This window comes from Paenibacillus sp. FSL H3-0310, assembly GCF_038002785.1.
In the GTDB taxonomy this organism is placed as follows: Bacteria; Bacillota; Bacilli; order Paenibacillales; family Paenibacillaceae; genus Paenibacillus_AQ; species Paenibacillus_AQ odorifer.
Genome location: NZ_JBBODC010000003.1, coordinates 142,866 through 156,666, shown reverse-complemented (window position 1 = coordinate 156,666; position 13,801 = coordinate 142,866). Strand labels below are relative to the sequence as shown.

Sequence of the window (13,801 nt, the reverse complement as noted above, 5' to 3'; positions counted from 1 at the left end):
ATATTATGACCGCTATCCAAGCCGTTAACTGGAACCGTCCCGATGACGATTTCTCATTGATGTTCTGGAATCAGAACATTATGCAATTCTGGACGGACGATGAAATTCCATTATCCGATGATAAAATGTCCTGGCTCACGCTCAGTGAGCAAGAAAAGGACTCCTATATGAAGGTGCTGGGCGGCCTGACACTGCTGGATACGATTCAAGGCGGAGTCGGAATGCCACAGATTATGGAACATGTCGAAGGCCTTCAACGCAAAGCCGTACTGGGCTTCATGGGTATGATGGAACAAATTCACGCCAAATCGTACAGCAGTATTTTCACCACCTTATCCTCTACAGAGGAGATCGACAGTGTATTCCGCTGGGTAGAAGAGAATCCCTTCCTCCAGTTCAAAGCGGAGACTATCTCACAATATTACAAAAACATAGACTCACCAAAAGACCTGTACCTCGCCATGGCAGCCTCCGTGCTGCTCGAGAGCTACTTGTTCTACAGTGGTTTCTTCTATCCCCTATATCTGGCTGGGCAGGGCAAAATGACTTGCAGCGGTGAGATCATCGACCTTATTCTACGGGATGAGAGCATCCATGGGGTATATGTCGGTGTGCTGGCACAGGAGATCTTTGACGGGCTCCCAGAAGACGAGCAACGCGAACTTCACCATACGCTGGTAGAATTGCTTCGACTGCTGCATGAGAATGAAGAGCGTTATACCGAGCAGATCTATGCCCCTATCGGATTGGTGGACGAGGTTAAGACTTTCCTAAGATACAATGCCAATAAAGCGATGATGAATCTGGGCCATGATCCGCTATTTGACGAGGAAGAGATCAACCCGATTGTACAGAACGGGATCAGCACCCACACCAAGCAGCATGACTTCTTCTCGAAGAAAGGCAACGGATATGTCCGGGCGCTTAATGTGGAGCCACTGAAGGATGAAGATTTTCAATTTTAAATATAGATAAAACAAAAAGTGCGGAGAAAGCTCTCCGCACTTTTTGCTAACTCTATTTATTAGATTATTGCAATTTTTTCAGTACTGTTCTAGCTTCTTCATAGGTATCGTAAGCATCAGCAAAATCTCTGCCAAAAATACGTTTCAATTGCATTTTCCAAATTGGGTTTTTAGTTACATAAGCCCATCCTGCTTGGCCAGCTGCTTTCGCCATCTCACCTGTTGGAGCCAACATTGCTGCAACTTCAGGGGAAAGTACACTTGCAGATTCAGTTACATCAGTTGTACCCGTAAATTTAGGACTAACAAGCTTCATGATATTCTCAAAATCTTTCAAGTATCCTGGAACATCCTCAGCAGAAAAATCGATAGATACTACATCGATGTGGTTTTCACTTTTGTTGTACTTAATTGTGTATGACATAATTGTATTCCTCCATGTTTTAATAGTTATTTTTTAATAATAGAAAGTAATGTATGTAACTCCAACAGACAAAAAATTTCTGCCCAGGCTTTTCAGTAACTTCTACTTTTGGCAACTGGGTTTGGAACAAACTGCCTTGTTTAAATGATGCCATATCGTTACAATCAATAGTTAATGACATCTATTTCCTGTATCGTTTTATTGCAACATCCTTTCTAATATATTTTAACTCATACCTATTACCTATATTATTATCGACAAATTTCTTTTTTTATTTATATTAAAATACAAATTTCTACAAATTCCAACATATTCATGGTTATATTTGCCTTAATTTCATACACAATTGTGTAATTCCGTTATCGTTTAGAAACAACTAAAAAAGGCTCTGCGTGCGCCTTCCAACTCCAGTCCATTCATCCTACAGGATATTTGAACAGGAATACGCCGCAAAGCCTTCAATACTAGATGCTTATATAAGTAAATTAATCCGTCTAATTACTTAGTTGCGGAGTAGCCCCCGTCAATCACATGTGCTGTACCTGTAATAAATGAAGCCTCATCACTTAGAAGGAAACATGCAAAAGCAGCTACTTCCTCAGGCGTACCATATCTGCCCAAAGCCGTTCCAGAAGCGATAAGAGATTGAAGCATCTCTACATCATCAGACAACAGCTTTTCGTATCTGTTCATGGTTGGTGTAGGAATAGGACCAGGGCAAATAGCATTTACTCTGATATTACGGTGACCCACTTCTTTAGCAACCGATTTAGTCATGCCCACAATGGCGTGTTTACTTGCTGAATAAGCTGCATCATTTGCCATCCCAATAAAAATACCATGCAAGGAGGAACAGTTTAGAACGGAAGCACCGGATTTCATATGTGGTAATGCATAATGCAACATGTAGAATTGGCCATTAAGATTTGTCTGAATCACCTTTTGAAACAATATCGGATCATATTCTGTAACATCCGCATTATCTCCTGTAATTGCTGAGTTATTATAAAGGCAATCAATCTTTCCATAAGCTGCTAAGGTTTGATCTACGATATTTTTGCAGTCTGCTTCAACTGAAACGTCTGACCGCACAAACAGCGCTTCTCCACCTAAAGCTTTGATTTCTTCGACTGTGTTAGCGCCAGCATCTGATCGATTGGCAACTACTACAGTACCACCCTCTCTTGCTACTCTCAATGCTGTAGCTTTTCCGATTCCGGTACCAGCACCCGTAATAATAACTACTTTGTTTTCAAATCTGTTGCTACTCATTATGCGCACCACTTTCTTATGTCTTTTTCAGGAAGAGGATTTGAACCTCATAGACCCTAATGTCACCTGATACAATGTGGATTGGAACATTTTTGCAGAAAAATCGACAAAATTATCCTCTATATGACAACTTTATTGTATTTAATTGTATATAGCAATCAATATTTTAATCTACTTTTCCAACAATTGAGAATTTGGTTTTGATCGTCATAAAAAATACACCCCTTAGAATTTCATCAGATAAACCAGAAGTTTTATCCAATGTTATTCTAAGAGGTGTAATAAACCTCTAACTCACTCCACGAACTGGGACGTCGATTCGAACTTGACCTCCACCCGTCAGGGTAGAATTGCTAATATGCAGACTGCCCTGATGCTGCCTGACAATGGTGTCGGCAATATAAAGTCCCAATCCATAGTGATTTTTGGAGGTACGGCTAATGTCCCCTCGATAAAACTGCTTAAGTGCTGATTGGAGTCCTTCACTCGTAAATCCTGATCCACTGTCTGCTACCGTTATACTCCACCGATCTTGTTTTGCCTCAACCTGCAAATAAATCACACTCTCATACGGGGAATACTCTACCGCATTAGCGAGTACATTCATCACAGCCCGATGAAGTAGCTCATCGTCAATCAACACCTCAGGGGGCAGATTATTGTCCTGGTGGAATTCTATCTGAAGACGCTTAGGGACAACCAACGCATCTAACTGCGTACGAATTTGCTGGATAAAGGCTTCCGTTGCAACCCATTTAGAGCGGGGAGAAATTTGTTTTCTTGTATTAGAAATCTCAATGAGTGTTGCCATGTATTGTTCGATTTGATCTGCATTTTTGGAAATATACCCTATATATTCTTGCTGATTCTCTGCTAAATCTGAGTCTATCAGCAAATCTGCATTTCCTTGAATAATCGTAAGAGGAGTCTTAATGTCGTGGGCAAGCGCAGAAATCTGCTCTTTTTTCATTTGTTCCAGATTCCATTGCTGTTCTAGTGACTTTTTCAATTCCTCTCTCAGCTGTTCCAGGGATGATAGCACCTCATCAATTTCACTGACCCCAGAATACACGACAGTAAAATCCAAATTTTTAGCTTCAATGTGATGTGCAGCTTCCTGCAAGGAAGCCATTTTTTGACTCAGTCTTCGAGCGAAAAATCCAGAAATCAGAATAACTTCCAGTAACATCAGAACTACAAAAAACAGCAATAGCGTTAATTGCGGATTAGGCAGCGTGTTATGCAGAAAATTCGAGGTGAACTGCGGTACGATCGCATATTGCAGTACGATAACCTCATGCTCCCGCTCAATCACATCCGTGCAGTTTGTACCCATGAGATTGCAACTACTTTGATTCTTCTGCAATATATCTAGAGCACGTTCTTTAGGAATATTTCCTGAAATATAGTTCTTTTGCTGATCCAATACCGCATATTCCGCTCCCCAAGGGATCATTTCTTCCGTAATTTGTGGCGCACGCTGCAAAACATCCCAAGACTTTGCAATGGATTGCTCGGTATGGTTTGCTGGAACAATCATTCCATACTGCATTAAGAGAGTAAATACCCCTAAACACAGAAATGCCAATAATAGAGTACACGCACCTAATGATAATAAATATTGAATGAAGACTGTACGGAGCCGTATTCGTTTCACACCCATTTGTAACCTATCCCCCAAACGGTTTCAATCGGTGAAACCTCCCTCGCACTCAGCTTACTGCGGATATTTTTCACATGTTCTGTAATAGTTGAGCTATCGCTTTCTCTGTCATAGCCATAAACCGATTCATAAATTTGTTCTTTGGAAAAAACCTGACCTTTATTTCTAGCAAGAAATTCACATATCTGATATTCACTTTTAGTAAGATTTATTTTCTCTTTATCAACAAAAATCTCCTTTGCCGAGAGATTGAATTTCACTCCAGATGCGCTTAACATGTGATTTTTCTCTCGATTTTCACGCCGCAAATGAGCGTTCACCCGAGCCTTCAACTCGCCTGCACGAAAAGGCTTCACGATATAGTCATCTGCACCTACGCTAAGTCCAAACATAATATCCGTTTCCATTGATTTAGCTGTAAGAAACAGAATCGGACAGTCTACGATATCCCTGATTTGAGTACAGAGCTCAAAACCATCGATATCTGGCATCATCACGTCCAACAGAATTAAATCAAATGTCGAGTACTCGTTCAAAGGCATATGTCGTGCACTTGTTTTTACCGTAACCCTATGGTGATCTTTGCTAAGAATATTATTTACTAGCGCCAAAATATCAGGTTCATCATCTATTATTAAAATATTAGCCAGTGACCTCACTCCTATTTATTCATATGATTTCCTACCCTGAAAGTAATGAAACCATATCAAGCCTAACACTGCCATTACCATTGTACTAATAAGTATAGCAGGTACGGAATGAATAAGTTGCAGCTTCAATACTTCCGTTTCAATGAGCCCGTTGGGTTGAGCATAAAATAAGGGAAGTTGAATCATCCGCATCGACCAGGCCCACGGTATGTATAACCACACTTTATCGCCTACAATTGTTCCACCTACGATAGCTGCAATTAGCGTACCTGCACTACCCACCGTTAGAGAAAGTCCCATGCCTCCAGCATAACTTAAGATGAGATGAAAGATCATTAAGATTAGAGCAGTGCCTACTACCCAACAAGCTCCTTGCCAGAATATTAGATATTGTATCCGCTCTATATGCAAAATTTTTTTCATGCCCAGTATTAGAATTGATGTTGAACCGAATACGATCCATATCATCGCCAAGATTATGAACCCTAGTTTTCTTATATAACACTTCGGACGTGAAAGAGCACTTAATAGATTATAGAATCCCCCTGCCCCCTCCTCTAAACCACTCATTAAAGCAGAGAATAATCCTATCCCAACAGGCAACCCAAAGGCTAGTAATGAAAAATAACCATCATAGATGTGAAGCTGATCCGCACGCTGTGAAAAATACCAAAGTATCATCATCGGATATAGAACAGGAACAAGGAATATCAACCAACGAATTGCAGTGTGCTTAGTCATCAACCATTCAGCTTGTAATAGTCGGAGTATCACCATCTCTATCGCACCTCTCTTCTACTAAACCAGCAGCTAGTTAAGGTGAGGGTCACCAAAAAGAATACCAGCGACACCACAATTCCAGGTAAAATAACCGAAGAGTCTCTTAGAGCATCCTGTGCTGAAAGAGCCACACCATTGGGACGCACACCAACAATGGGACACATTAACCTTAAAGCCCAACTCCACGGAACATAAATCCATGAAGGTTGATCCGCCGCTAGTACACTCACAATCATCCCAAACAGACCTGCAAGAATAGATACTACCGCCCCAAATTGTTCGGCTAAGAATAGATAGATTGGAATCATCCCCAAAGAGGTCAACCAAACAACAATAGCGGCTGTTGTAATTTCAGATAAGGGTGCTGCACCCAAAGGAAACAAAAGACCAGATAGGTACATTACTGCAATAAGGAGCAGCGAAGACAGCAGCAAATAATATGACACTACAATTATTTTACTGAGCCAAAGTTTAGCGATACTAATTCCATGACTGCTTAAGCTACGGTACCCTCCAGCCTTACGATCCTTGTTATTCGATAGTGTAGACAACAAAGCAGATCCTATGGTCATGAATAACAGCGGCCACCAATTAAATACCATTTCCATAAAATAGTGGTCTTCCGTTTGCAGGTTCTGTTGTGTGAAAAATGAAAATAGAAGAAAAAACAGTGGCACCGCAACAATCAATTTTCGCGAAAATGTTCGTTTGAATTTAAGATTTTCGGATAACAGATAGTGGATCATCTTGTTACCTCCTGTCTGTTCCGAGTCACGACTTCCATGAACAATTTCTCCAAATCATCACCAGGATATATTGCATTCTGATACCCTAGAACACCATTACTAATGATTCCAATATGATCGGCAATTTGCTCCACCTCATGTAGAATATGACTCGATAAAATGACTGTAATCCCTTGTGCAGGAAATGAGCGTATAAGCTCACGTAATTCCTGAATCCCAATGGGATCAAGCCCATTTGTCGGTTCATCCAGAATCAAGAGTCTAGGTTGATTTAACAAGGCGATCGCAATCCCGAGACGTTGCTTCATGCCCATAGAGAATTGTCCCGCTCTTTTTTTGCCTGTTGTTGTTAAATCAACAATTTCAAGAACTTCCCGAATCCGAGAATCCGGTAAGTTTAATATTGTCGTATGTACCTTCAAATTTTGGGCAGCAGTCAAATTCCCGTAAAGTGGCGGGGACTCAATCAGCGCTCCAATGTGTAGTAAATCCTTACGTGTCCATGGATGACCGTCAAATAAAATTTGTCCTGACGTCGCTCGAAGAATCCCTGTTATCATTTTTAGGGTCGTCGATTTACCTGCGCCGTTTGGGCCTAGCATTCCATAAATCGAATTAGTTTTTACGGTTATGCTGATATCATTAACCGCACACTGCCCCCTAAAATTCTTGCATAAATTATTAGTTTGTAAAATATATTCTCCCATCCTATATCATCCTCTCATTTGCTATACGTTGATCATATATAGCAAATCTAAGGACTTTATAAGGTTTTACTGAGCTCAAATTATACGGGATTATAACGAGCATAAAAAAAAGCTCGGTTCAAATTTAACGTTGAACCGAGCCTGTTGAATTTTTATCATCATGCTCTGCGAATTGTAAATTCAAAATCCATATCTAAGGATGGATTGATTTGATATTCATCAAGAACTGGAGCTCCCCAGCTGTCATCCCCGCCTACGCCCATTTGACGTCCAGCAATGGTAACAACGGTATAGTGAACGTTCGGCAGCTCATAATGATGTGTCGCATTCTCCAGCTCCATTGCCGAGTAAGGCGAGATATTGGCTTCAACAGGGGCTGTAGCTGGTGCCGATATTATAATGCCTTGACCATAATCGTTCTTAATGGATACTTCGCGCACACCTGTGCGGTTGCCCGATTCCTGCGGCACCAAATAGGACGACACATTATCCACCGCATGATTCTGGAAGCGACACAATCTTGCTCCACACGCACGGTCGATATAATTTTCTTCCGGCCCATTTGCATACCAATTCAGCTGGTGATAATCCGCTGGCACCTTAAAGCTTAAAGCGAAGAGTGGAAGCTTTGGTAAACCCGCTGCTCCATGGTAGCTTGATTTCACCTGTATGCTTCCATCGGAGAACACTGTGTAAGTTACACGTACACGTACCTCCTCTAATACACTAAGCTTATACACGTAAGTCACGGTCGCACGATCTTTCTCCTCCACGAGCTCGAAGCTTAACGTTCTACGGGTCAAGCTTGCTGCATACCAAGGGGAAGAGTCGAAATGCATTCCTGCCCCCTTATCATTGTCTGTCATTGCTCTCCAGAAGAGTGGTGCCGGCGGTGAAGAGATCATTTCCTGTCCTGAATATTTAACAGAAATTAATGTACCCGCCTGCTTTGAGAACATTACGGAGAAGTCACGACCATGTACACCAATATTCACATCTCCTTCAACCACGCGAAAATCATTCACGACAGATGTTATTTTAGCATCTGTTAAAGACTCCTCGGCTGACGTATTGGCCACTTGAAAAACATGCTGGCCAAAAGCGATTTCATAACCGCTATTCGCCCATAATGAATCTTCCTTCAGGACAAGTGAAACATCCAAGCTATACTCGCCAGACTGATTCTTGATATCGGGTAGATCAACTTCTACATATTTTTCCTCGCCTGGATTAACCTGAGCGAATACAGTTCCACGCTGGATGACCCTACCCTCATAGTTCAGAGCGTATTGTAATTCATAAGCATCCAAGCCCACAAATAAGTTTTCATTTCTGATTGTAAAACCCTGACTGTCCGGGAGCAGCTTGACGTTCTGATACAGAAATTTCACTTCCTGCATTTTTGGCGACCATCTCCGATCCGCATACACAATTCCGTTACCGGAGAAGTTGTAATCGGTTGAACGGTCATCAAAGTCTCCTCCATAAGCCATGAAGGGCTTACCGTATCGATCATTTTTTATAATCACCTGATCCATATAATCCCAGATAAATCCACCCTGATACATTGGATACTTCTGCTCTAGCTCTGTGTATTTATGCAGTCCCCCGACGGAATTACCCATCGCATGCATGTATTCACAGCTAATATATGGCTTTAACGGATCTTCTGTTAAATATCTTTCAATATCTGCCGCTTTCGCATACATGCGGCTTTCCATATCGCTCGAATCATCATATTCACGGTTATGGAACACCCCTTCATAATGAACCAAACGAGTAGGATCCTTCTCTCGAAAATAATTGGCTACGTTCAAAATTACTTCTCCTGCAAAAGATTCGTTCCCACAGGACCAAATTAGAATGGAGGGATGGTTTTTGTCTCTCTCTACCATGGAAATCGCACGATCCATCACGATATCCTGCCATTCAGGCTTATTGCCGGGGATGTTCCAAGACGGCTCAACTGCCCCCATTTTCTGCCATGATCCATGCGACTCTAAATTCATCTCGTCAATGACATAGACTCCGTATTCATCACACAACTCATACCAGAGCGTCATATTCGGATAGTGCGAGGTCCGCACAGCGTTGATGTTCGCCTGCTTTAAGGTTTTTATGTCCCATAGCATATCTTCTTTTGTAATGCTGCGTCCAAAGCGCGGATTAAACTCATGTCGGTTGACGCCTTTAAATACAATACGTTTGCCGTTTAAGTGCATAATCTTATCTATCATTTCGAATTTCCGAAAACCAATTTTTTGCGGCACAACTTCTACAAGATCCCCGGATGCGTTGTAAACAGAGACGTAAAGGGTATACAGATTAGGAGCTTCTGCGCTCCACAGCTGCACCTTTGTTGCCGCAAGCGTAAGCGAAAGGGAATCTCCTGAAACTTCACTTTCCCCACTAGCTACAAGATTACCTGCTCTATCCTTTAGCTCAAGGAGCACTTTTGAGGCAGAATTACCTATCAATTGCATGACAGCCGTCAGCGTTCCTTGCTCAAACTTTTCATCCAAATCGGTTTGAACGTGGAGATCCCGCACATGAACATCCGGCACGGTGTATAGATACACCTCACGAAAGATTCCCGAAAAGCGCCAGAAGTCCTGATCCTCCAACCAACTCCCCGTGCTGCGCTGATAGACTTCGACCGCCAGCTTATTTTCACCTTCCGTCAAGTACGATGTTAAATCAAATTCACTCGGTGTAAAGCTATCTTCGCTATAGCCAACAAATTCCCCGTTTAGCCATATATAAAAAGCCGATTCAACTCCTTGAAAAGATATATACACCGGACGTTGCTCCCAGCCCGCAGGAACTTCAAAATATTTGACATAGCTGCCTACAGGATTGTGGTCCTCAGAGATCATTGGAGGTCTAAGATGCTCATGACCGTCCCATGGATACATCGTATTCACGTACTGTGGCTGTCCATAACCCTGAAGTTGGATATGACCGGGAACTTTAATATCCTTCCAGCCTCTGCAAGACACGTTCTCCTTATAAAAATGAACCTGTCGTTCCATGGCATTTTGGGCATAGCTAAATTTCCAGCTGCCGTTCAGGCTGTGGCGCCAGGGCATTTCTCCAAGCGCTTCGGCTTCATTTTTCGTTTGGTAATATCGATGGTCAGAATGCGCGTGCACTCTGCCTATTGCATAAATGGAAGGGTCTGATAACCATTCCAGACTTGGAGTGAGGTTTCGTTCAACCTGCTGCTTCATCTATATTTCCTCCTCTATTCATAACATGATCGCTAACTTATTTAACCGAACCTGTCATCCCAGCTACAAATTGCTTTTGCATCATGAAAAACACTAGTGCTGTCGGCAAGGTTGTAATGACAATCGCAGACATGATCAGACCATAGTCAGGGGCATAACCTGAGCCTAGATTCGAGATAAGAAGAGGCACAGTCATATTTTCTGGTGATTGCAATACGATCAAAGGCCACAGATAATTGTTCCAGCTGTTTAAAAATGTGATAATCGCTGCGGCGGCGTAAGTTGATTTCATCGTTGGCATATAAATGCGGAAGAACAAACCAAATTCCGAAAGACCATCGATGCGCCCAGCCTCCATCATATCCTTAGGAAACATTTTTGTACTTTGACGAAAGAAGAAAATTAGAAATGCTGTTGTAAATGTCGGAAGAATGACCGCCGATGCTGTATCGATGCCCAGAAAAGGCACTACACTAGATACTTTTGCGAACATTTGAAATAGAGGTACCATGATCGCCGCAAATGGAATCATCATTGAAGCAAGTAAAATATTGAATACGATATCTTTACTCCGGCTGCGGTACATTTCAAAACCATATCCAGCCGCCGATGCGACTAGCAGTGAAAGCACAGTAGTCACCACAGAGATTTTTGCAGAGTTCCAGAGAGCCTGCCACATATCCACTGAACTAAATAGATTGTTTATATTTTTCACTAAATGTGCACCCGGCAACAATGTTCCTTTGGTTACATCAACCGACTGGTTCGTGGCGCTTATAACCATCCAGATAAATGGAAAGATAGAGATCAGCGCAGCGATGATTAGAAAAACGTAAGTAAACATGCGTTTGGTTTTCATTATCTCTTATCCCCTCCTACTTTGTTCTGAATAAGCGTCAGAATGAGCACCATTACAACAATCGAATAGGAGACGGTTGCAGCGTATCCAAAGTTAGGTGTGTATTCAAAGGAAAGGTTATAAATATATTGGGAAATCGACATGGTTGCATTGCCGGGTCCACCTTTCGTGATGTTAACCACCTCGTCAAACAACTGAAGGGTACCAATGGTCGATGTGATCGTCGTGAACAAGATAATCGGCTTCAATAGGGGAATTGTAATTTTGAAAAATTGTGTAAATGCACTCGCACCATCTATATGAGCAGCCTCATATATTGATTTGTCGACATTTTGCAGTGAGGACAAATAGAAAATCATATTATAGCCAGTAAAGCGCCAAGTGATAGCGATAATGATAGTGACTTTGGCCCAGAAGGGGTCAGTAATCCATTGAATCGGTTCGCTGATTAGATGCAGATTCACCAGAAATTTATTGACGATACCTTCGGCTCCAAACATGTACTTGAAAACAACGGAGTAGGCTACAAGTGAAGTTACCGTTGGCAGAAATATGGCCGTTCTGAAAAACCCTTTAAATTTCAGTCTTTCGTCATTTAGCAGCACAGCGATAAAGAGCGCCAGCACCAGCATAACTGGGACCTGAATAATCAAGTAAATAAAAGTGTTTTTGACGGCTGTAAGGAAAGTGGTGTCGCTAAACAGCCGAATATAGTTATCAAGGCCGGTAAAATGAAGATTGTTGCCTCTACCTGTCTTGAAGGATAGAATTAAGGCTTGAATCATTGGATAGAAATAGAAAATACTGATCATAATTACCGGCACAATAACGAATAACCAACCTGTCAGATGGATCTGCCGTTGACCCTTAGAGCTTTTATGTCTTTGAGAGCTTAGCCCTGGCTTTACATTTTCCACTCCACTTCACACCCTTCTGTCTGATTTATTAGAGATGAAAGCCCCTGCTACCCATCCTTCTGTAGAAATCCAATTTACAGGAGAAGTAGAAGCAAGGGCTTAGATTGTACAGCCTAAGTGTGATTAGCGAACTTGGGTATCTGCTTGCTTCTGGGCATCTTTCAGAACAGTATCTACATCTTTTCCACCAAGATAAGATTGCACTGCTACAACCATAATGTCCTCTATTGCGTAAGTGTTCATGCCGTAGTTGACGTTAGGAATTTGCTCGGTCCATGCCGCAAAATCTGATACAACCTTTTGACCTTTGAAAAATTCATCCGCTGCTGAATAAGCTTCTCCGCTTGCCGCAGCTTTTAAAGTGCCGATAACACCAACTTTTGTATTCAACGTCTGATACAAATCAGCATCAGAAGCAAATGTTTTTGCAAGGAACTCCGCAGCGGCTTCTTTACCATCTACATTCATTACATACCAGGAGCTGCCCCCAAGGTTAGATGCATGGACGGAGCCTGCTGTTGCTGCCAGCTTAGGAAGTGGAGCTACTGCCCACTTACCGGATTGGGAAGCTTCGGCTTTAATTGAAGGGGTAATCCAGTTACCCGTCGGCACGGTTGCCACTTCACCGCTATTAAATGCGCCTACAAATTGGCTCCAGTCTGAGTTAACTTTCACGATGCCGGAATCCATCATTTCTTTGTACAATACAAGTGCCTCTTTCAAAGCAGCGTTGTCTGCAATGGTCGGAGTCTGACCGTCTTCACCCGTATACCATGCACCCGCCGATTGAATCATGACCCGGATAAGTCCAAGATCATTGGGATCCAGTGTGATCATGCTTTTGCCGGTTTTTTCTTTTACAGCTTTACCGATCTCGATATATTGCTTCCAGTCGATATCCTGTAGTGCATCCAGGCTGTAGCCTGCTTGCTCAAGATAGTCTGTCCGTACATACATTCCAGTCACACCAGAATCAAACGGAACACCGTATTGCTTGCCGTCAACACTGGTCGGGCCAATCTTATAATCCGCAAAATCAGCGGCTTTTACAACATCAGTCAATTCATAAAAGGAATCCGGATACGCTTGTAAAAAGCTTTGCGCACGGTAATCCTCGATCAATACAATGTTAGGAAGACCCTTCGTAGATCCAGAGTTCAGCCCTGTGTTCAGCTTTTGCACGATATCAGCCTGCGCATTCTCTACGACGTTTACCGTTATGTCTGGATTGACTTTCGCATAAGCTTCTTTGGCAACATTCATGGCTGCAATGTTAAACGCTGGGTCCCAAGCCCAAACTGTGATTTCTTGTGGCTTACTGCTACCTTCGCTTCCGGAGTTGCCCGTTTCGTTTTTCGTTCCACCTGAGGAACATGCCGAAAGTAGAACCACACTAGCCAGCATCACGGATAATAATTTTTTCACTTCGTAACCCCCTTGTTAATCTGTAAAATAATAAAGATGGAAGCGTTTTCTCTGCTACAATTCCATATTATCATTTTGTATTCGCTTTCTTTGGCAGTATCTTTGTTAGCTTTGGTGTTATTATTGGATTCTATTTTCCCTCTGAGATCGACGCTGGTACTAA

At 42.2% G+C, this 13,801-nt stretch carries 12 protein-coding genes; 1 reads left to right on the top strand and 11 read right to left on the bottom strand.

Annotated elements, in window-relative coordinates:
- Positions 1-5 precede the first annotated feature (5 nt).
- Positions 6-965, top strand: coding sequence for a class 1b ribonucleoside-diphosphate reductase subunit beta (gene nrdF, locus MHH63_RS26855; RefSeq protein ID WP_076099522.1), 960 nt, complete (start codon positions 6-8; stop codon positions 963-965).
- 64 nt (positions 966-1,029) lie between these two features.
- On the opposite strand, the gene MHH63_RS26850 is transcribed toward nrdF, so the two are convergent.
- The 11 genes from MHH63_RS26850 to MHH63_RS26800 form a co-directional block, all read right to left on the bottom strand.
- On the bottom strand, positions 1,030-1,389 hold the full coding sequence (locus tag MHH63_RS26850) for a hypothetical protein (protein ID WP_036675871.1): 360 nt from the start codon (positions 1,387-1,389) through the stop codon (positions 1,030-1,032).
- 498 nt (positions 1,390-1,887) lie between these two features.
- A complete protein-coding gene (locus tag MHH63_RS26845; RefSeq protein WP_036675873.1) occupies positions 1,888-2,661 on the bottom strand; it encodes an SDR family NAD(P)-dependent oxidoreductase in 774 nt (257 codons plus the stop codon).
- A 289-nt stretch (positions 2,662-2,950) separates the two neighbouring features.
- The gene (locus MHH63_RS26840) at positions 2,951-4,201 is read right to left on the bottom strand and encodes a HAMP domain-containing sensor histidine kinase (protein ID WP_341172266.1); all 1,251 of its coding nucleotides are present in this window, start codon (positions 4,199-4,201) and stop codon (positions 2,951-2,953) included.
- Between the two features lie 113 nt (positions 4,202-4,314).
- Positions 4,315-4,974 carry a response regulator transcription factor gene (locus tag MHH63_RS26835; protein ID WP_076305473.1) on the bottom strand — a complete coding sequence of 220 codons (660 nt, stop codon included), beginning with the start codon at positions 4,972-4,974 and terminating at the stop codon, positions 4,315-4,317.
- Positions 4,975-4,989: 15 nt separating this feature from the next.
- A complete protein-coding gene (locus MHH63_RS26830; RefSeq protein ID WP_076125394.1) occupies positions 4,990-5,751 on the bottom strand; it encodes a lantibiotic immunity ABC transporter MutG family permease subunit in 762 nt (253 codons plus the stop codon).
- Between the two features lie 2 nt (positions 5,752-5,753).
- Positions 5,754-6,500, bottom strand: a complete 747-nt coding sequence (locus MHH63_RS26825; RefSeq protein ID WP_076185382.1) for a lantibiotic immunity ABC transporter MutE/EpiE family permease subunit — start codon at positions 6,498-6,500, stop codon at positions 5,754-5,756.
- Positions 6,497-7,207 (bottom strand): lantibiotic protection ABC transporter ATP-binding protein, encoded by a 711-nt coding sequence (locus MHH63_RS26820; RefSeq protein ID WP_076185383.1) that lies wholly within the window; start codon positions 7,205-7,207, stop codon positions 6,497-6,499. Before MHH63_RS26820 ends, MHH63_RS26825 begins: the two co-directional genes overlap by 4 nt.
- Before the next feature lie 158 nt (positions 7,208-7,365).
- The gene (locus tag MHH63_RS26815; protein ID WP_340034121.1) at positions 7,366-10,437 is read right to left on the bottom strand and encodes a glycoside hydrolase family 2 TIM barrel-domain containing protein; all 3,072 of its coding nucleotides are present in this window, start codon (positions 10,435-10,437) and stop codon (positions 7,366-7,368) included.
- Between the two features lie 37 nt (positions 10,438-10,474).
- Positions 10,475-11,296, bottom strand: a complete 822-nt coding sequence (locus MHH63_RS26810; protein ID WP_076185385.1) for a carbohydrate ABC transporter permease — start codon at positions 11,294-11,296, stop codon at positions 10,475-10,477.
- Positions 11,296-12,108 carry a carbohydrate ABC transporter permease gene (locus MHH63_RS26805; RefSeq protein ID WP_232061505.1) on the bottom strand — a complete coding sequence of 271 codons (813 nt, stop codon included), beginning with the start codon at positions 12,106-12,108 and terminating at the stop codon, positions 11,296-11,298. The genes MHH63_RS26810 and MHH63_RS26805 overlap by 1 nt, the downstream gene beginning before the upstream one ends.
- 228 nt (positions 12,109-12,336) lie before the next feature.
- Complete coding sequence (locus tag MHH63_RS26800; RefSeq protein WP_076125404.1) at positions 12,337-13,638, bottom strand: ABC transporter substrate-binding protein; 1,302 nt, start codon at positions 13,636-13,638, stop codon at positions 12,337-12,339.
- Positions 13,639-13,801 lie beyond the last annotated feature (163 nt).

Bases quoted from the DNA above. Each gene is read 5' to 3' on its own strand.
- MHH63_RS26820 (WP_076185383.1), bottom strand. From the start codon at position 7,207: ATGGGAGAATATATTTTACAAACTAATAATTTATGCAAGAATTTTAGG.
- MHH63_RS26805 (WP_232061505.1), bottom strand. From the start codon at position 12,108: ATGATCAGTATTTTCTATTTCTATCCAATGATTCAAGCCTTAATTCTA.
- MHH63_RS26815 (WP_340034121.1), bottom strand. From the start codon at position 10,437: ATGAAGCAGCAGGTTGAACGAAACCTCACTCCAAGTCTGGAATGGTTA.
- MHH63_RS26845 (WP_036675873.1), bottom strand. From the start codon at position 2,661: ATGAGTAGCAACAGATTTGAAAACAAAGTAGTTATTATTACGGGTGCT.
- MHH63_RS26850 (WP_036675871.1), bottom strand. From the start codon at position 1,389: ATGTCATACACAATTAAGTACAACAAAAGTGAAAACCACATCGATGTA.
- MHH63_RS26825 (WP_076185382.1), bottom strand. From the start codon at position 6,500: ATGATCCACTATCTGTTATCCGAAAATCTTAAATTCAAACGAACATTT.
- MHH63_RS26830 (WP_076125394.1), bottom strand. From the start codon at position 5,751: ATGGTGATACTCCGACTATTACAAGCTGAATGGTTGATGACTAAGCAC.
- MHH63_RS26840 (WP_341172266.1), bottom strand. From the start codon at position 4,201: ATGATTGTTCCAGCAAACCATACCGAGCAATCCATTGCAAAGTCTTGG.
- MHH63_RS26810 (WP_076185385.1), bottom strand. From the start codon at position 11,296: ATGAAAACCAAACGCATGTTTACTTACGTTTTTCTAATCATCGCTGCG.
- nrdF (WP_076099522.1), top strand. From the start codon at position 6: ATGACCGCTATCCAAGCCGTTAACTGGAACCGTCCCGATGACGATTTC.